The 18274-nt window shown below is 75.8% G+C and carries 17 protein-coding genes; 12 read left to right on the top strand and 5 right to left on the bottom strand.

The genetic code is table 11. The annotated features are described in order from the left end of the window. Positions 1–21 precede the first annotated feature (21 nt). Positions 22–2100, top strand: coding sequence for a hypothetical protein (locus tag ACRYRX_RS00190; RefSeq protein WP_432509755.1), 2079 nt, complete (start codon positions 22–24; stop codon positions 2098–2100). Between the two features lie 174 nt (positions 2101–2274). Here ACRYRX_RS00190 and ACRYRX_RS00185 read toward each other — a convergent pair whose 3' ends face one another. Next, on the bottom strand, positions 2275–3039 hold the full coding sequence (locus ACRYRX_RS00185; RefSeq protein ID WP_432509754.1) for a class I SAM-dependent methyltransferase: 765 nt from the start codon (positions 3037–3039) through the stop codon (positions 2275–2277). Between the two features lie 67 nt (positions 3040–3106). On the opposite strand from ACRYRX_RS00185, the gene ACRYRX_RS00180 reads away from it, so the two are divergent. The 8 genes from ACRYRX_RS00180 to ACRYRX_RS00145 all read left to right on the top strand — a co-directional run bounded on the left by ACRYRX_RS00180 (position 3107) and on the right by ACRYRX_RS00145 (position 12523). Next, entirely contained in the window at positions 3107–4033 is a 927-nt protein-coding gene (locus tag ACRYRX_RS00180) for a glycosyltransferase family 2 protein (protein ID WP_432509753.1), read from the top strand. Next, entirely contained in the window at positions 4030–6015 is a 1986-nt protein-coding gene (locus ACRYRX_RS00175; RefSeq protein ID WP_432509752.1) for a glycosyltransferase, read from the top strand. Before ACRYRX_RS00180 ends, ACRYRX_RS00175 begins: the two co-directional genes overlap by 4 nt. Beyond that, on the top strand, positions 6016–6963 hold the full coding sequence (locus ACRYRX_RS00170; RefSeq protein WP_432509751.1) for a lysylphosphatidylglycerol synthase domain-containing protein: 948 nt from the start codon (positions 6016–6018) through the stop codon (positions 6961–6963). It abuts the gene before it with no gap. A gap of 194 nt (positions 6964–7157) precedes the next feature. Then, the gene (locus tag ACRYRX_RS00165; RefSeq protein ID WP_432509750.1) at positions 7158–8693 is read left to right on the top strand and encodes an ABC transporter substrate-binding protein; all 1536 of its coding nucleotides are present in this window, start codon (positions 7158–7160) and stop codon (positions 8691–8693) included. Next, the gene (locus ACRYRX_RS00160) at positions 8690–9631 is read left to right on the top strand and encodes an ABC transporter permease (RefSeq protein ID WP_432509749.1); all 942 of its coding nucleotides are present in this window, start codon (positions 8690–8692) and stop codon (positions 9629–9631) included. Before ACRYRX_RS00165 ends, ACRYRX_RS00160 begins: the two co-directional genes overlap by 4 nt. Before the next feature lie 32 nt (positions 9632–9663). Continuing rightward, a complete protein-coding gene (locus ACRYRX_RS00155; protein WP_432509963.1) occupies positions 9664–10563 on the top strand; it encodes an ABC transporter permease in 900 nt (299 codons plus the stop codon). A gap of 32 nt (positions 10564–10595) precedes the next feature. Beyond that, positions 10596–11531 carry an ABC transporter ATP-binding protein gene (locus tag ACRYRX_RS00150; protein WP_432509962.1) on the top strand — a complete coding sequence of 312 codons (936 nt, stop codon included), beginning with the start codon at positions 10596–10598 and terminating at the stop codon, positions 11529–11531. Then, complete coding sequence (locus ACRYRX_RS00145; RefSeq protein WP_432509748.1) at positions 11528–12523, top strand: ABC transporter ATP-binding protein; 996 nt, start codon at positions 11528–11530, stop codon at positions 12521–12523. The genes ACRYRX_RS00150 and ACRYRX_RS00145 overlap by 4 nt, the downstream gene beginning before the upstream one ends. Here ACRYRX_RS00145 and ACRYRX_RS00140 read toward each other — a convergent pair. Continuing rightward, positions 12513–13619, bottom strand: a complete 1107-nt coding sequence (locus ACRYRX_RS00140) for an RNA polymerase sigma factor (protein ID WP_432509747.1) — start codon at positions 13617–13619, stop codon at positions 12513–12515. The genes ACRYRX_RS00145 and ACRYRX_RS00140 overlap by 11 nt on opposite strands. Further along, a complete protein-coding gene (locus ACRYRX_RS00135; protein ID WP_432509746.1) occupies positions 13616–13993 on the bottom strand; it encodes a YciI family protein in 378 nt (125 codons plus the stop codon). Before ACRYRX_RS00135 ends, ACRYRX_RS00140 begins: the two co-directional genes overlap by 4 nt. A 154-nt stretch (positions 13994–14147) precedes the next feature. Between ACRYRX_RS00135 and ACRYRX_RS00130 the strand changes: the two genes are divergently transcribed. Beyond that, positions 14148–14840 carry a Clp protease N-terminal domain-containing protein gene (locus ACRYRX_RS00130; protein ID WP_432509745.1) on the top strand — a complete coding sequence of 231 codons (693 nt, stop codon included), beginning with the start codon at positions 14148–14150 and terminating at the stop codon, positions 14838–14840. 4 nt (positions 14841–14844) lie between these two features. Here ACRYRX_RS00130 and ACRYRX_RS00125 read toward each other — a convergent pair whose 3' ends face one another. Then, entirely contained in the window at positions 14845–15348 is a 504-nt protein-coding gene (locus tag ACRYRX_RS00125; RefSeq protein WP_432509744.1) for a hypothetical protein, read from the bottom strand. A 31-nt stretch (positions 15349–15379) separates the two neighbouring features. After that, positions 15380–16321, bottom strand: a complete 942-nt coding sequence (locus ACRYRX_RS00120) for a LysR family transcriptional regulator (RefSeq protein ID WP_432509743.1) — start codon at positions 16319–16321, stop codon at positions 15380–15382. A gap of 50 nt (positions 16322–16371) precedes the next feature. Between ACRYRX_RS00120 and ACRYRX_RS00115 the strand changes: the two genes are divergently transcribed. Then, positions 16372–17286: a DMT family transporter gene (locus ACRYRX_RS00115; RefSeq protein ID WP_432509742.1), complete on the top strand. Its 915-nt coding sequence runs from the start codon at positions 16372–16374 to the stop codon at positions 17284–17286. Then, a complete protein-coding gene (locus ACRYRX_RS00110) occupies positions 17283–18260 on the top strand; it encodes a DNA-3-methyladenine glycosylase family protein (protein ID WP_432509741.1) in 978 nt (325 codons plus the stop codon). Before ACRYRX_RS00115 ends, ACRYRX_RS00110 begins: the two co-directional genes overlap by 4 nt. The last annotated feature ends 14 nt before the right edge of the window (positions 18261–18274 follow it).

The following is an 18274-nucleotide window of genomic DNA, read 5'->3' as shown; positions in this document are numbered from 1 at the left end:
GTCACTGTAGGTTCTCCCGGCGTGAGCAGCACCGGGACGTCCGCCGCAGGGGCACTTCTGACGCGGGTCCCCGTGGTCCTGGCCGCCGCGGTCGCCGCCGTCACCGCGGTCGCCGTCCCGCTCGTGCTCCTCGACCTGTGGACCCCGGCCGTGGCCGTCCCCGTCAGCGTCGTCGTCGCCGCCCTCGCCGGCCGGCTCGCCTGGGGGACCCCCGTCGTCGCCACCGGCTGGTGGCCCGCCGCCGGCAGCGCCGCGATCGCGCTCGCCGCGGGCCTGTGGGCCGCCCTCACCCGAGCCGAGCACGTCGTCCTGCGCCGCGACGCCGGGTCGCTGGCCAACTACGCCCACCACCTCGCCACCCACCACGGCCTGCCCGTCGACGCCTCCCCGGCCGCCCTCGGCGGGGCCGCCGCCCTCGCCGACCCGAACCTCACCCTCGCCTCGCCCGCCTTCTACGAGGTCGGCGACCACGTCGTGCCCCAGTTCCTGCTCGGCGCCCCGGCCCTGTACTCCCTGGGGGACTGGGCCGGCGGCTGGACCGGGGTGTTCCTCGTGCCCGCGGTCCTCGGCGGCTTCGGCGTCCTCGCCGTCGCCGGACTGACCGCCCGCCTCGTCGGGCCCCGGTGGGCGCCGGCGGCCGCCGCGGCCTTCGCGATCGCCCAGCCCGTCCTGCACGCCAACCGCTCCACCTACTCCGAGCCGCCCGCGCTGCTCGTCCTCGTGGGCGCCGCCTCGCTGCTCGTCGCGCTCGTCCCCGCCACCGGGCGCACCGCCGCCCGCCTGGGCGGCGGCGCCGGTCTGCTCGTCGGCGCCTGCGGGTTCGTCCGCATCGACTTCCTGCGCGAGGTCGCCGTCCTGGTGCCCGTCCTGGCCGTCCTGCTCGTCGTCCGCCACCCCGGCGCCCGCGCCCTGCTCACCGCCACCGCCCTCAGCTCCGCCCTCGCCGTCCTCGCCGCGCTGGCCACCTCCCGCCCCTACCTGGGGACCATCGCCGGGTCCCTGCTGCCGCTGGTCGCCGGCCTGCTGCTGCTGTCCGGGCTCAGCGTCGTCGTGGCCCGGCTCGCGCGCGCCGGGGTCCTGGCCCGGCGCCGCTGGCTGGTCTCCGAACGGCTCCCGGTGGTCCTGGCCGGCGCGCTGGCCGTCGTGCTGCTCGCGCTCGGCAGCCGGCCGTTGTGGCTCGTCGTCCGGCAGGACCCGCAGGACCCCGGCAGCCGGCTCGTCGCCGGGCTGCAGCTGGCGCAGGGGCTCACCGTCGACGGCGGCCGCACCTACGCCGAGCACTCGATCGACTGGATCGCCTGGTACCTGGGCTGGCCGGTGGTGCTGCTGGCCGGGGCGGCGGCCGTCGCGCTGCTGCCGCGGCTGGTCCGCGGCGTCCAGGGGCACAGCCCGCTGCCGTCGTGGACGGCGCCGTACGTCGTCGCGCTCGGCGCGACCCTGCTGACGCTGTACCGCCCCGGCATCACCCCCGACCACCCGTGGGCCGACCGCCGGTTCGTCGTCGTCGTGCTGCCCGCCGTCGTGGTCCTGGCCGTCGCGGCGTGCCGCTGGGTCGTGGACCGCTACGCCGCGCACCGCCTCACCGGCCTGCGGGTCGCGCTGGCCGTCGTGCTGCTCGTCGGCCCCGCCGTCGTGGGGACGCTGCCGGTGGCGGCGCAGCGCACCGAGGTCGGCCAGCCCGCCGCCGTCGCGCGGGTGTGCGCGAGCTTCGCGCCCGGTGACGTGGCGCTGGCCGTCGACCCCCGCTCGCGCAACGAGTGGCCGCAGGTCCTGCGCGGCAGCTGCGGCGTCCCCGCGGCCTCGGTCGTCGTGCCCACCGCGCAGGGCCGGGCCGGGACGCCGGAGTACTGGGCCGCGCTGCGCTCGGCCGTCGACCGGGCGGCGCAGCGGGTCCGCGACGCCGGCGGCAACCCCGTCCTCGTCGCCGCCGGCGGCGACACCGACCCCGTCGACGTGCTCACCCGGCTCGGGGTCGCCGACCCGCGGACGGTCGTGCTGCTGCGGACGACCGAGGACGAGCGGGTCCTGGAGGAGCGCCCGGACGGCGCGCAGCGCATCGACGTGCGGGTCGTGACCGGGCCGGCCCCCGCCGCCCCCTGACCCCACCCCGCGGCGATCAAGGACACGCCCCCGGCGATCAAGGACACGCCCCCGGCGATCAAGGACACAGCCGCGGCGATCGAGGACCGGGGGAGTCGGGCGGGGTCGGCTGTCCTTGATCGCCGCCCGGGTGTCCTTGATCGCGGGGAGGGGGAGGGGGAGGGAGGCGGCGGGTCAGGCGGGGAGGGTGGCGCGCGAGCAGCGCGTCACGTACTCCAGCGTCAGCGAGCCGGTCGCCTCCAGCCGCGCCAGCGCCTGGGCGCGCACGTCGGCGAGCACCTCCTCGCGGCGCCCGTCGTCGAGCGCGATCACCCAGCTGCGCGAGCGGGTCAGGTCCAGCAGCGACTCCACGGTCACCGGGTCCGACCAGCGCACGTCGTAGCGCTCGACGGGCCCGAAGGGCGGGCCGACGCGCGGGGCGAGGCTGCCGAGCTGCTCCTCGCCGGGGCCGGGCAGCAGTCGGTCCAGGTGGGCGATCCAGTCGACGCCGGCGTCGCGGACGTTCCACAGCAGGCCGAGGCGGCCGCCGGGGCGCAGGACGCGGGCGACCTCGGGGGAGGCGGTGTCGGGGTCCACCCAGTGCCAGGCCTGCGCCATCAGCACGGCGTCGACGCTGCCGTCGGGCAGCGGGACGGACTCGCCGGTCCCGTCGAGGACCTCGACGCCGGGCAGCACCCGCGCGAACTGCGCGCGCATCCCGGCGGACGGTTCCACGGCGACGACGTCGAGGCCGCGGGTGAGCAGGGACCGCGTGAGCTTGCCCGTCCCCGCGCCCAGGTCCAGGACGCGCCGCGCCCCGGGCGGCAGCAGCCAGTCCAGGGCCTCGTCGGGGTAGCCGGGGCGGGCCCGCTCGTACACGTCGGCCACGGACCCGAACGACCGGGCACGCTGCGTGGCGGGATCGGTGACGGGGCTGGGGTCGGGGCCCGGCTCGCTCATGGCGCCATGCTGCCCGGTCGCGTTCGCTCCCGGGACCGACCCCGCCGGTGGGTAAGCTCAGCGCGCCATGCCTGTCGAAGATGAGGTCCAGCCCCTGAGCGGACCAGCCCCCGTCGCCACGATCGTGCTGCCCTGCTACAACGAGGAAGCGCACGTCCTGCTGGAGATCCAGCGCATCACGAAGGTGATGGACGACGACGGCATGCCGTACGAGCTGCTCGCCATCGACGACTGCTCCACCGACGACACCCTGGCGGTGCTGCGCTCGGTCGAGGCCGACTACCCGCACCTGCGGGTCGTGGGGTTCCGCCGCAACGGCGGGTCCGGCACGGTCCGCCGCATCGGCACCCAGATGGCCCGCGGCGAGATCGTCGTGTGGACCGACGCGGACATGTCGTACGAGAACGAGCGCATCCCCGAGCTGGTGCGGGTGCTGCTGGAGGACGACTCCTACGACCAGGTCGTCGGCGCCCGCACGACCGAGGAGGGCTCGCACAAGGCGCTGCGGGTCCCGGCGAAGTTCGTGATCCGCAAGGTCGCGGAGGTCCTGGCCCGCCAGCGCATCCCGGACCTGAACTCCGGGCTGCGCGCGTTCCGCAAGTCGGTGTCGCTGCCGTACCTGCGGCTGCTGCCCGCGGGGTTCTCCTGCGTCACGACGATCACGCTGTCGTTCCTGTGCAACCAGCACGACATCAAGTACGTGCCGACGACCTACGCCAAGCGCGCGGGGAAGTCGAAGTTCCACTTCACCAAGGACGCCTACCGGTACATCCTCCAGGTGCTGCGGATGATCATGTACTTCGAGCCGCTGCGGGTCCTCATGCCGCTGGCGCTGGGGCTGTTCGGCGTCGGTTTCCTCAAGGGGGTCGTCGACATGGTGCGCCACCCGTTCTACTTCCCGGCGAACACCGTGCTGCTGCTGGTCTCCGGGTTGCTGGTGGGCGCCGTCGCCCTGCTGGCCGACCTCGTGGTGCGTTCGCGGGACAGCGCGTGACCCGACGCAGGGTCGTGGTGCTGGGCCCGGCGCACCCCAGCAAGGGCGGGATCGCGGTCCACACGACCGAGCTGGCCCGCCACCTGGCCCAGGACCCCGGCGCCGAGGTGAAGCTCGTCTCCTGGCACAGGCTGTACCCCGAGCTGCTGTACCCGGGGGAGGTGCAGCTCCCCGACCCCGCCCCCGAGGTCCCCGAGTTCACCCCGACCGTGCGGCCGCTGTCGTGGGCCTCCCCGGCGTCGTGGTGGCGCACCGGCCGCCGCATCGCGCAGGCCGACCTCGTCGTCCTCGCCCACGTCGTGCCCCTGCAGGTCCCGGCGCTGCTGACCGTCCTGGCCGCGATGCGCTCGGCCGGTTCGGGGGCCCGCACGGTCGTCGTCGCGCACAACGTCCTGCCCCACGAGCCGAACCCCGGTGACGAGCTGCTCGTGAACCGGTTGTTCGCCGCCGTCGACGGGGTCGTCGTGCACTCCGACGGCCAGGCCGCGCTGGCCCACGCGCACGGCGCCCGCCGCGTCGTGCAGGCCGACCTGCCCCCGCACCTGCCCGGCGGTCCCCGCCTGGAGGGCGAACCGGGTTCCCGGGTCCCGCGCGACGGCGGGGTCCGGCTGCTCAGCCTCGGCGTCGTCCGCGAGTACAAGGGCCTGGACCTGCTGCTGGAGGCCCTCGCCGAGGTCCACCAGCGCGGTTTCGACGCCCGCCTGACCATCGCCGGTGAGCTGTGGGGGGCGGCGGGCCGCCGCGTCCGCGAGCTCGCCTCCGCCCCCGGGATGCGCGGCCACGTGGACCTGCGCGAGGGGTACGTCCCGGCCGCGGCGATCCCCGGGCTCATGGCCGCCCACGACGCGGTCGTCCTGCCGTACCGGTCCGGCACGGCCTCCCAGAACGCCGTCCTCGCCTTCGCCCACGGGCTGCCGGTGCTGGCCACGCGGGTCGGGTCGTTCCCGGCGCAGGTCCGCGACGGCGTCGACGGGCTCCTCGTCGAGCCGGGCAGTTCCGCCGACCTGGCCCGGGCCATCCTCAGCCTCGCCGACGGCGGGCTGAAGGCGTTGCGGGACAACGTCGAAGCGCCCGACCTGGAGGGTCCGTGGGACGCCTACCTCGCCGCGGTCGACGAGGCCGCGCGCGGGGGGACGGCCGCCGCCCCGCCCGGGGGCCGGCTGCTGGCCGTGGCCAAGCGCGGGGCCGAGCACGCCCTGTGGGCCCGGGTCGGCGTGCAGCGCCGCGCCGGTGAGCAGCTCGCGCGACGGCGGCTGGGGGCGGCGCCGCAGGCCCGCCCGGTCCCGTCCGGGGTGCCGCGCACCGGGGTCCTGCACGACGCCGCCGAGGTCGCCGACGCCGTCGCGCAGACCGCGCGGCTGCGGCTGCCCGCGCACCCGGACTCCCCGAAGAACTGGGACGCCCTCGGCGCCGTCGCCGCCGTCCTGACCCTGGCCGACGACGGGTCGCGCACCGCCCGCGTCCTGGACGCCGGGTCCGCGCGGTACTCCCCGGTCCTGCCGTGGCTGCGGCTGTACGGCCTGGGCCGCGAGAAGGGCTCGCTGGCCGGCATCAACCTGGAGTTCGGCTCCACGGTCCACCGCGACGGCGTCGAGTTCCGCCGCGGGGACGTCACCGACACCGGCCTGCCCGACGGCTCGCTGGACGCCGTGACCTGCATGTCGGTCATCGAGCACGGGGTGCCGATCGCGGGGTTCCTCACCGAGACCGCCCGGGTCCTGCGCCCCGGCGGGGTGCTGGCGCTGTCCACCGACTACGACCAGGACCCGCCGGACACGACGGGCGTCACCGCCTACGGCGCCCCGGTGCGGATCTTCTCGCCCGCCGACCTGCGCGACCTCGTCGCGCTGGCCGCCCGCGTCGGCCTCGACCTCGTCGGCGAGCTCACCGACGAGGTGCTGGCCCACCCCGAGCGGCCGGTGCACTGGAAGCGGACCGGGCTGGACTACACGTTCGTCCTGCTGACGTTCGTGCGGCGCTGAGTGCTCTCCCGGCTCCTCGGCGTCCTGCGCTCACCCGTCCTGCGGGCGGGGTTCCTGCTGCTGGCCCTCGCGCTGGCCGTCGCCTACGTCGTCCGCGACCGCGCCGCCATCGCGGACGCCTGGTCCCGGCTCGACGCGGGGTCGGTGCTGCTCGCGCTGCTGCTGTCCCTGGCCAACGTGGCGCTGTCCGGGGCGTCGTGGCGGGCCGTCCTCGCCGATCTCGGCTCGCCGCTGCCGGCGGGCGCGGCGGCGCGGGTGTTCTTCGTCGGCCAGCTCGGCCGGTACATCCCCGGCACGGTCTTCCAGTTCGTCGCGCAGGCCGAGCTCGCCAAGGACCACGGCGTCCCGCGCCGCCGGACGGGGTCGGCGCTGGCCGTGGCGCTGCTGGTGTCCATGACGACCGCCGGGCTGCTGGTCACCGGGGTCCTGCCGGTCGCCCTGCAGGGCCAGCGGATCACCGGCTGGGAGTGGACGAGCTGGCTGCGCTGGCTCGCGCCGCTGCTGCTCGTGCTGCTGGTGCCGCAGGTCCTCAACCCGCTGCTGCGGGTGCTGCTGCGGCTGGCCCGGCAGGAACCCCTCGAGCACCGCGTCACCGTCGCCGGGCTGCTCGCCTCGGCGGGCTGGGCGATGGCGTCGTGGGTGGCCGTGGGGCTGCAGGTCTTCGTGCTCACCCGCGCCGTCGGCTCGGACTGGTCGACGGGCTCGACCCTGGCGCTGGCCGTCGGCGGGTACGCCGTGGCGTGGGTGGTGGGGTTCCTGGTGGTCCTGGCCCCGGCGGGGGCCGGGGCCCGCGAACTCGTCCTGGGCGCGGTCGTGGCGCTCGCGACCGGGTCGGGGGCGGCGGCGGTCGTCGTGCTCGGGTCCCGGGTGCTGCTGACGGTCTCGGACCTGCTGCTGGCGTTCGCCGCCCTGGCCGGGCACCGCGCCGAGGTCCGCCGCGCCCGCTGACGCACCGCCCCCGCTGCGACCTCGGCGATCAAGGACACGTGTGTCCTCGATCGCCGCGGTCGGGGGACGGCAGGTGTCGAAGTGGTCACGAAGGGCGACGCGCCGCCGGTTGGGATGGCGCACCCGGGCGGTTCTCGGCAGGGTGAGCCGTCGGCACGCGTCCTCGACCCTCGACCGACCGGAGCTGATCGACCATGCGCCGCAGAGCTGTCCTCACGTCCCTCGCCGCCTCCCCGCTCGTCGCGGCGGCCGGGTGCAGCGCCGGGGAGGGGGTCGACACCGGCACCGGGGACGAGGGCTCGGCCGGCGGGGGCGGGGCCTTCGTGGCCGCGATCAGCGCCCGGCCCGACCAGCTCGACCCGCACAAGACGACGGCCTACGCCAGCTTCCAGGTGCTGGAGAACGTCTACGACACCCTCGTCGTGCCGTCGGCCGACGACCTGTCGATGCAGCCCTCGCTGGCGACGGCCTGGGAGACCAGCCCCGACGGCCTCACCTGGACGTTCACCCTCGCCGAGGGCGTCACGTTCCACGACGGCAAGCCCTTCACGGCGGCGGACGTCGTGTTCTCCTACCGGCGCATCATCGACCAGCAGCTCGCGAACTCCGCGAAGTTCGCCACCGTCACCGACGTCAGCGCCCCCGACGACACGCACGTCGTCCTGACGCTGTCGAAGCCGACGCCGAACCTGCTGTCCCGCCTCGGCGGGTTCAAGGGCATGGCGATCCTGCCCGAGGGCGTCGACGAGTCCACCCTGGCCACGCAGGCCGTGGGGACGGGCCCGTTCTCGCTGCAGGGGTCCTCGGCCAGCGAGATCTCCCTGGCCCGGTACGACGAGCACTGGGGGGAGCCGGCCGCGCTGGAGGGGGTGACGTTCCAGTTCATCACCGAACCCGCGGCCGCCCTGACCGGGCTGACGACCGACCAGGTGCAGTGGACCGACAACGTCCCCGCGCAGCGGGTCGCCGCGCTGGAGGACGACGACGCCGTCGAGCTCGGCAAGGTCGCCAGCGTCGACTACTGGTACCTGGCGATGAACTGCGCGAAGGCGCCGTTCGACCGGGTCGAGGTCCGGCGGGCCGTCGCCTTCGCCCTGGACCGCGAGGCCATCACCGAGGCCGCGCGGTTCGACACCGCCCGGGTGAACCAGACGGCGATCCCCGAGGACAGCGAGTGGTACTACGAGTACGCGCCCTTCGAGACCGACGTCGACCAGGCGAAGCAGTTGCTCCAGCAGGCCGGGGTCACCACCCCGATCACGATGGGCCTCATGGTCACCTCCGAGTACCCCGAGACGGTCACGGCCGCGCAGGTCATCGCCAGCCAGCTCGAACCGATCGGCGTGCAGGTCGAGATCCAGACCGAGGACTTCGCGACGTGGCTGGACCGGCAGGGCCGCGGGGACTTCGACGCGTTCATGCTGGGCTGGCTGGGGAACGTCGACCCGGCGGACTTCTACGAGGAGCAGCACCGCACCGGCGGCCCGAACAACTACCAGAAGTACTCCAGCCCCGTCACCGACGACCTGCTGGACCGCGCCGCCGTGGAGGCCGACCAGGCCACCCGCAAGTCCCTGTACGACCAGGCGGCCAAGCAGATCGTCGACGACGTCTCGTACCTGTACCTGTACAACCCCGACGCCGTGCAGGCCTGGAAGCCGGGCATCACGGGGTACGACGTGCGGGCCGACAAGGCGGTGAACTTCGACACCCTGGCGCTGCCGTCGTGACGGGCGTGGCGGTGCGCCGCACCCTGCAGGCCGTCGTCGTCCTGCTCGGGGTCGCCGTCGCGACGTTCACGCTGGTGCACCTGGTCCCGGGGGACCCGATCCGGCTGGCGCTGGGGACCCGGTTCGACCAGGCGACGTACGACGCGCTGCGCGAGCGCGCCGGTCTCGACCAGCCCGTCGTCGCGCAGTTCTTCTCCTGGATCGGGAACGCGGTCACCGGTGACCTGGGGGTGAGCTTCCGCTCGGGGGACCCGGTGACGGTGCTCATCGTGGAACGGCTGCCCGCGACGGCGTCGCTGGCCGCGGCCTCGATCGTGGTGGCGCTGCTCATCGCGGTGCCGCTGGGCACCGCGTCGGCGCTGCGGCCCCGCTCGTTCCTCGACGGCGCCGGGACGGTCCTGTCCCAGATCGGGATCTCCGTCCCGGAGTTCTGGATGGGCATCATGCTCATCCTCGTCTTCGCCGGGACCCTCGGCTGGTTCCCGGCCAGCGGGTACGTCCCGTTCGGCGAGGACCCGGTGGGCTGGGCGCGGTCCCTGGTGCTGCCCGCCGTCACGACCGGGCTCGTCTCCGGCAGCGTCCTGACCCGCTTCACCCGCTCCAGCGTCCTGGAGGCGCTGTCGGCCGAGCACGTCCGCACCGCGCGGGCCAAGGGGCTCGGCCCGCGGGCGGTGCTGAACTGGCACGTGCTGCGCAACGCGCTGCTGCCGCTGGTGACGGTGACGGGGGTGCAGCTGGCGTACCTGCTGTCCGGGGTCGTCGTCGTCGAGATCGTCTTCGCCTGGCCGGGGCTGGGGCAGCTGGCCCTGCAGTCGGTGCAGGCGCGGGACTACCCCGTCCTGCAGGGGGCGGTGCTGCTGTTCGCGGTCGTGTTCCTCGTCCTGAACCTGGTGGTGGACCTGCTGTACTCCAAGCTCGACCCGAGGATCGGCTCGTGAGCGCCCCGGCCGTGGGGGCGCAGGGCGTGTCGGTGCGCCCGCGCAGCAACGGGTTCCTCGACGGGCTGAGGCTGCTGCTGGGGTCGCCGCCGGCGCTGTTCGGCGCGGTCGTGCTGGTCGTCGTGGTCCTCGTCGCGCTGCTCGACGACCAGCTCGCCCCCACCGGGGCCAACGAGGTCGACGTGCAGGCCCGGTTGCAAGCCCCCGGTCCCGGGCACTGGTTCGGCACCGACGACCTCGGCCGCGACGTCCTGTCCCGCGTGGTGCTGGGCGCGAAGGTGTCGTTGCAGGTCGGCGCGGTCGCGGTGGGTTTCTCCCTGGTGGCCGGGGTCCTCGTCGGGTTGTTCGCCGGGTTCTACGGCCGCTGGGTCGACACGGTCCTCATGCGGTGCATGGACGTGCTGTTCGCGTTCCCGGCGATGCTGCTGGCGATCGCGGTCATCGCGATCCTCGGGCCGGGCACCACCAACGCGATGATCGCGATCGGCGTCACGTACACGCCGGTGTTCGCCCGCGTCACCCGCTCGGCCGTCCTGGGGGTGCGCGAGACCGTGTACGTCCGGGCGTCGCGCTCCATCGGCGCCTCGAACCGGCGGCTGCTGTTCCGGCACGTCCTGCCGAACGCGGCGCCGCCGATCATCGTGCAGACCTCGGTGAGCCTGGCGTTCGCCGTGCTGGCCGAGGCGGCGCTGTCGTTCGTGGGGCTGGGGACGCAGCCGCCGGACCCCAGTTGGGGGCGGATGCTGTCGGAGGGGCGCGGCTACATCGACCTCGCCTGGTGGATCGCGGTGTTCCCCGGCCTGGCGATCGTCCTGCTCGTCCTGGCGTTCAACCTGCTCGGCGACGGCCTGCGCGACGTGCTGGACCCGCAGCAGCGCAGCGCGTTGCAGGCGGGGAAGCGGAACCCGGCCGGACGGGGGAGGAAGCGGTGAACGTGCTGGAGGTCAGCGACCTGCGGGTGTCGATGGACACCGCGCGGGGGACCGCGCACATCGTCAACGGGCTCGACTACTCGGTCGCGGCCGGGCAGACCGTCGCCGTCGTGGGGGAGTCCGGCAGCGGCAAGAGCGTGTCCGCCCTGGCGCTGCTGGGGTTGCTGCCCGGGCACGCCCGCGTCAGCGGGACCGCGCGGTTCGACGGCCGCGACCTCGTGGCGATGTCGGAGGCCGAACTGCGGTCGGTGCGTGGCAACGGGATCGGCATGGTGTTCCAGGACCCCATGACGTCGCTGAACCCCGTCCTGACGATCGGGCGGCAGCTCACCGAGGGCCTGCTCGCGCACCGCGCGGTCGGGTCGAAGGCGGCGGCGCGGGAACGGGCCGCCGAACTGCTCGCCGACGTCGGGCTGCCCGACCCGCGCGGGGTGCTGGCGAAGCACCCGCACGAGCTGTCCGGCGGGATGCGCCAGCGCGTCGTCATCGCCATCGCGCTGGCCGGGTCGCCGAAGCTGCTCATCGCCGACGAGGCCACGACCGCGCTCGACGTCACCGTGCAGGCGCAGATCCTCGACCTCGTCGCGCGGTTGCAGGACGAGCACGGCACCGGGGTCGTGTGGATCACCCACGACCTCGGGGTCGTCGCCGGCATCGCCGACCGGGTCCTGGTCATGTATGGCGGCCGCTGCGTCGAGGACGGTTCGGTGGACGAGGTGTTCGACGCCCCGGCCCACCCGTACACGCGGGGGCTGCTGGGGTCGCTGCCGTCGCTGGCCGAGCCCGGCGCCGACCTGGTGGCGATCGCGGGGACGCCGCCGCCGCCGACGGACCTGCCGCCGGGGTGCGTGTTCCACCCGCGCTGCCCCGTCCGGGGGAACCCGCGGTGCGCCACCGAGCAGCCGCCGCTGGTGCCCGTGGGCGGGACGCACCGCGCCGCGACGTTCTACGCGGAGGGCGCCCGGTGAACGACGTGCTGGTGCGGGCCCGCGACCTGCGGGTCCACTTCCCGGTCCGCGCGCAGGGGTTGCGCCGCAAGCGGGCCGGGGCCGTGCGGGCCGTCGACGGTGTCGACCTCGACGTGCTGCGCGGGGAGACGCTGGGGCTGGTGGGGGAGTCCGGCTGCGGGAAGTCGACGCTGGGCAACGCGCTGCTGCGGCTGGTGGAACCCACCGGCGGCACGGTGGAGTTCGACGGCGCCGACGTCACCGGCATGTCGGCGCGGGCGCTGCGGGCGTTGCGGCGGCGCGCGGTGATGGTGTTCCAGGACCCGTACGCGAGCCTGGACCCGCGGATGACGATCGGGCAGACGGTCGCCGAGCCGTTGCAGGTCCACGGGTTGCGCGCCGGGTCGCGGACGGCGCGGGTGGCCGAGCTGCTCGAACTCGTCGGGCTGGACCCCTCGGTCGCCTCCCGGTACCCGCACGAGTTCTCCGGCGGTCAGCGGCAGCGGGCCGGGATCGCGCGGGCGCTGGCCGGCGAACCCGACTTCGTGGTGTGCGACGAGGCCATCGCCTCCCTCGACGTCAGCGTCCAGGCGCAGGTGCTGAACCTGCTGCGGTCGTTGCAGCGCGAGCTGGGGCTGACGCTGCTGTTCGTCTCGCACGACCTGGCCGCCGTCCGGCACCTGTCCGACCGGGTCGCCGTCATGTACCTGGGGCGGGTCGTGGAGGTCGCCCCGGCGGCCGAGCTCACCGCGAACCCGCAGCACCCGTACACCCGGGCGCTGCTGTCGGCGGTGCCGGTGCCGGACCCGGCGCGCGAGCGCACCCGGGAACGGATCGTGCTGAGCGGGGACGTGCCGTCGGCCGCGCGGGTGCCGTCGGGCTGCCGGTTCCGCACGCGCTGCCCGCAGGCGTTCGACCCCTGCCCCACCGTGGACCCCGCGCTCCAGGAGGTCCCCCGGGGGGCGCACCGGGCGGCGTGCCACCTGCACGGGGTGGTCCCGGTCACCCGTTGAGCCGCCGTTCCAGGAACCGGCGCTGCTCCTCGTCGGTGGTGAGGGCCAGTGCCCGGGCGTACGCCTCGCGGGCGCCCGGGTCGCCCAGTTCGGCGAGCAGGTGGGCGCGGGTGGCCCACCACGGCTGGAACCCGGGGGCGTCGACCAGGTCGAGTTCGGCCAGGCCGGTCGCGGGGCCGTGGACCCGGGCGAGGACGGCGGCGAAGGCGACCCGCGAACCCAGGGTGGGGGCGACGGTGTTCAGCGCCGCGTAGAGCGTCAGCAGGGCCCCGTCGTCGCGCACGTCGTCGCGCACGCCGTCGCGCGCCCCGGCGTGGTGGACGGCGGCGATGGCGGCCTCGAGGTGGAACCGGCCGCCCCCGCCGGAGCGCCGCAGGAACTCCTCTCCGACGTCCAGACCCGGACCGGGGCCGCTGAGGTGGGTGAGCGCGGCCAGCGCCCACGCCTCGGGGTCGTCGAGGAGTTCGGCCAGGGTGCGGGACAGGTGGCGCGCCTCGTCCACCCAGCCCAGGACGAGCGTCCCGTAGACCGCTTCCAGGACGGCGGGCAGCCGGTGCGGGAGCTCGGCGGCGTCCGGGACCGCGAACCGCACCCGGGCGTCGCGGACCTTGCGCTTGGCCCGGACCAGCCGTTGCGCCATCGTCGCGGCCGGCACGGCGAACGCGGCCGCGATCGCGGCGGCCTCGAAACCCAGGACGGCGTTCAGCACCAGGGGGGTGCGGACGTTCTCGGCCAGCGCCGGGTGGGCGCAGACGAAGAGCAGTTCCAGGCGCTCGTCGGGGATCGCGCGGGGCACCGGGTCCTCCGTGGCGAGGTCGAGGGCGTCGTCGAGGGGTGCGCGCGTGCGGTGCGCGGCGGACCTCCAGACGTCGCGCTGGGTGTTGCGCGCGACGGTGAGCAGCCAGGCGTCGGGGTCGCGGGGGACGCCGCGCTCCGGCCAGGTCGCCAGGGCCCGCTCGAAGGCCGTCGACAGCGCGTCCTGGGCGAGCTGGAGGTCGCCGGTGCCCGCCGCGAGCACCGCGACCAGCCGCCCGTAGGACGTGCGGGCCGCGTGCTCGGCGGCGTGCTCGGCGGCGCTGTGCGCCCGCGGCCTCACCCGTTGCCGTGCCAGGCGCCGTCGCGGTAGTGGACGGCGCCGGGCCGGACCTCGACGGCCCCCCACTGCACCGGGGGGGCCTGCTTGGCCCACTCCAGCGCGGCGTCGAGGTCGGGCACGTCGATGACGAACGTGCCGCCGAGGTGGACCTTGGTGTCGGCGAACGGGCCGTCCTGGACCGTCAGGGTCCCCGAGGCGGCGCTGACCGTGGTGGTGCTCCCGGACGGGCGGAGGACCTCGGCGGACAGCAGGACCCCGGCGGCCTCCAGGGCGCCGGCGTAGGCGGTGAAGGCCCGCTGGCCGTGCTCGACGCCCTCCGGTCCCAGCTCGGCCTCGGTCATCTCGGGGTAGTGGAGCAGGAGCGTGTAGCGCATCGTCTCGTCCTTCCTGGGAGGTCCAGCGGCGACGTCGGGTGAACGTCGCTCACCCCTGGGACGATCCGCCCCGCCCCGGATCGACACCCCGGACGCGCGAACCTGATGTCAACCGTCGGTTGACACTGCTGGCGTGTCAACTTACGGTTGACACATGACCGACTCGACCCAGCTCGTCCGCCTCGACGACCTCATCCGCTCCGTCGCCGGGCGCCACGACGCCCCGCTGGACCGGCTCAGCGACGCCGTGGTCCTCGGCGACCACCTCGGGGAGGTGGCCGACGCGCTCATCGGCCACTTCGTCGACCAGGCCCGGCGCTCGGGCGCCTCCTGGACCCAGATCGGCGCCAGCATGGGCGTGACCCGGCAGGCCGCGCAGAAGCGGTTCGTCACCCGCGACGACGGCGCTCCCGGCGCCCCCGAGCCGCTGGACCCCAGCCAGGGCTTCAGCCGCTTCACCGACGCCGCCCGGGCCGTCGTCGTCGGCTCCCAGGAGGTCGCCCGGGACGGCCGGCACGCCGCGATCGGCGTCCCGCACCTGCTGCTGGCCCTGCTGGCCGACGAGGAGGACGCCGCCGCGCGGGCGGTGACGGCCCAGGGGGTGTCCCTGGAGGACGTGCGGCGCACCGCCCGCGCCTGCCTGCCCCCGGCCGTCGACGACGTCCCCGCGCTCATCCCCTTCGACGCCCACGCCCGCGCCGCGCTGGAGGCCACCTTCACCCAGGCCCGGCGCCTGGGCGCCGACCACGTCGACACGCTCCACGTCCTGCTCGCGCTGCTCGCCGTGGAGGACGGGACCGGCGTCCTGTCCGGCCTCGGGGTCCGCGCCGAACCCCTCGGGGGCTGAGGGGTCAGAGCGGGCCCGCGGCCCGGGCCCGCTCCACCGCGACCAGCGCCTCCCGCAGCTGCCCGATCCACTCCTGCTGGTGCTGGCCGACCAGGCGGACGCACCAGGCCAGGGCCTCGGAGCGGGTCCGGGCCACGCCGGCGTCGACGAGGGTGTCCAGGACCTGCCGCTGGGGCTGGCGCAGCCGCGTCATGACGGGGGTGGCGAGGTTGGTGAACAGCTCCTCGGTCTCCCCGCACGTCACCCCCCAGGCCAGCTTGCGGCCGAACAGGGCCTCGGCCTCGTCGGCGATCCGCATCCGCGCCGGGCGGGTCTCCTCGCGGAAGCGGGCGGCGCGGCCCGCCTCGGCGCGGCGGTCCGGGGCCGCCGCCCCGGTCGGCTCGGGGCGCGGCAGGCGCCCGGTGACCACGATCTCCTCGCGGTCGACGGAGACCGCGGGGGCGGCCTCGAACCAGTCCTGCGGCAACCGGCCGGACAGCCAGGCCGCGATGTCGGCGTCATCGCTCATGCTCCGATTACACGATTACACGGCAATCGGGTCAAGAGGTCCCGTCGGGCCGCTCGGCCGCCACCCGCCGGAACTCCTCCAGCACCGCGGCCGTCGGCGCGTCCGTCCCGCGCCCGGCCCGGGTCGCGGCGTAGATCGACCGCGCCGGGGCCCGGCCCGCCAGCGGGACCACCCGCAACCCGCCGGGCCGCAACGGGTGCGCCAGCCGGGGGACCAGCGCGACCCCCGCCCCGGCCGCGACCAGGGCGGCCAGGGCGTCGTACTCGGCGGTGTGGTGCCGCACGTCCGGGGCGAAACCCGCCGTCGCGCAGGCGCCGAGGGTGATCTGGGCGCAGGCGTCGTCGGTCGCCGACGCCACCCAGACCTCGCGGGCCAGCTCGCCCAGCTCCACCTCCTCCCGGCCGGCGAGCCGGTGGTCGGCCGGCAGCAGCACGTCCAGGACGTCGGTCAGCAGGTCGACCCGGTGGTAGCGGGCGTCGTCGCGGCGCGGCCCCGCCGGGTGGTCGACGGTGACGACGACGTCGAGCTCACCGCCGTCCAGGCCCGCGATCGCCGCCACGGGCTCGCGCTCGCGCACCAGCAGCCGCAGCCCGGGCCGGTCGGCCCGCAACCGGCGCAGCGCGGGGGCGACGACGGCGAACACCCCGCTGGCCAGGGTCCCGATCCGCACCTCGCCGACCACCCCGGCGTCGAAGGCGAGCAGGTCCGCGCGCGCCTCCTCCAGCCGGGCCGCGACGGCGTCGGCGTGGGAGAGCAGCACCCGGGCCTGACCCGTCAGCCGCACCCCGCGACCCTGCCGCTCCAGCAGCGGGACGCCCAGGTCGCGGGCCAGCCCGGCCAGCTGCTGCGAGACCGCCGAGGGCGTCAGGTGCAGCGCGGTGGCGGTGGCCGCGACCGTGCCGCGGCGCTCGACCTCGCGCAGCAGGCGGAGCCGCCGCAGGTCGATCGTGAAGTCCTCGCTGTCGAGAGCCATGAGAGAACTCTAGATGGACTGAAGGGTCGGGGAACGGGCACGATCGGCGGGTGACCCGCCGCGCCACCCTGCTCTTCGCCGCCCTCGGCCTCGCCTGGGGCATCCCGTACCTGCTCATCAAGGTCGCCGGGGAGGAACTGCCGCCCTCCACGCTGGTCCTGGCCCGCACCGCGCTGGCCGCCCTCGTCCTCGCCCCGGTCGCGCTGGCCCGCGCGGACGTCCGGGCCGCCCTGCCCGCCCTGCTGCGCCGCTGGCCGGCGCTGGCGGCCTACACCGGCTTCGAGATCGTCGCCCCGTGGCTGTTCCTGGCCCGCGCCGAGCAGGACCTCGACAGCTCCACGACCGCCGTCGTCATCAGCGCCGTCCCCGCCGTCGGCGTGCTCGTCGCCCTCCTCGCCGGCCGCGCCGAACGCCTCGGCGCCGCCGGGTGGGCCGGGCTGGGGCTCGGCACCCTCGGGGTCGCCGCCCTCGTCGGGTTCGACCTCGGACCCGGGCAGGCCGGCGCGGTCGCCGAGCTCGCCGTCGTCGTCGTCGGCTACGCCGTCGGCCCGGCCGTGCTGGTCCGGCACCTGTCCGACCTGCCCGGCCCCGCCGTCGTGCTCGGCAGCCTCGTCCTGTCCGCGGTCGTCTACGTGCCCATCGTGCTGCTGGGGCCCGGGCTGCCCACCGCGGCGCCCTCGGGGCCGGTGCTCGCCGCCGTGGCCACCCTCGCCGTCGTCTGCACCGCCGGGGCCTTCCTGCTGCTGTTCGCCCTCGTCGGGGAGCTGGGCCCGGTGCGGGCCACCGCGATCGTGTACGTCAACCCCGTCGTCGCGGTCGTCGCCGGCGCGGTCGTCCTCGGCGAGCGGATCACCGCGGCCACGCTCGCCGGGTTCGCCCTCGTCCTGGCCGGGTCCTTCCTCGCCACCCGCCGCCCGGCGAACCGGCCCGAGCAGCCCGTGCCCGCCCTTACCGTGGACGCGTGAGCGGAGGGGACCCGGACCGGCCCGACGGTGAGCTGCGCTGGGCCCCCGGCCGCCCCGTCCCGGTCACCACGATGCTGCGGCCGCTGCGCCGCGGCGCGGGCGACCCCACCTACCGCCAGGACGAGGACGGGTCGGTGTGGCGCGCCACCCGCACCCCCCTGGGCCCGGTGACCCTGCGGGTGCGGGCCCGCCCGGCCGACGCCTCGGTGCACGCCCAGGCGTGGGGGCCCGGCGCGGCCTGGGCGCTGGACGGGGTGCCCGACCTGCTCGGCGCCGCCGACGACACCTGGGCCGACTTCGCGCCCCGGCCCGAGCACGCCGTGCTCGTGCAGTCCTGGCGCGCCCACCCGCACTGGCGGGTCGGCCGCAACCGGGCCGTCTTCGAGGCGCTGTCCGCCTCGGCCCTCGAGCAGGTCGTCACCGCCGTCGAGGCCTTCGCCGCGTGGCGCCGGCTCGTGCGGCGCTTCGGCGAACCCGCTCCCGGCCCGGCCGGTCTGCTGCTGCCGCCGACGCCGCAGCAGTGGACGCGGATCCCGTCCTGGGAGTGGCTGCAGGCCGGGGTGGAGCTGCGCCGACGCAAGGTGACGATCCTCGCCGCCCCCCGCGCCGCCGGGCTGGAACGGACCCTGACCCTGACCGAGGCCGACGCCGACCGGGCCCTGCGGTCCCTGCCCGGCGTCGGGGTGTGGACGTCCGCGGAGGTCCGCCAGCGCGCCCACGGCCACGCCGACGCGTTCAGCTTCGGCGACTACCACGTCGCCAAGAACGTCTCCTACGCCCTCACGGGGGAGGTCCTCGACGACGCCGGCTGCGCGGAGGTCGTCGAGTGCTACCGCGGGCACCGGTTCCGGGTGCAGCAGCTGCTCGTCCTGGCCGGGGCGTCGCGGCCGCGCCGGGGCCCGCGCACGACGCTGCCGACGCACACGCCGAACGTGGCCGTCCGCGCCGCCCGGGGGAGCCGGGTCGCCCGCTGACGGGCTCACCGGCT

Source organism: Kineococcus lubricus (assembly GCF_050871965.1).
GTDB lineage: Bacteria > Actinomycetota > Actinomycetes > Actinomycetales > Kineococcaceae > Kineococcus.
The sequence above is the reverse complement of the archived record's forward strand: the minus strand, read 5'-3'. Positions and strand labels throughout refer to the sequence as shown.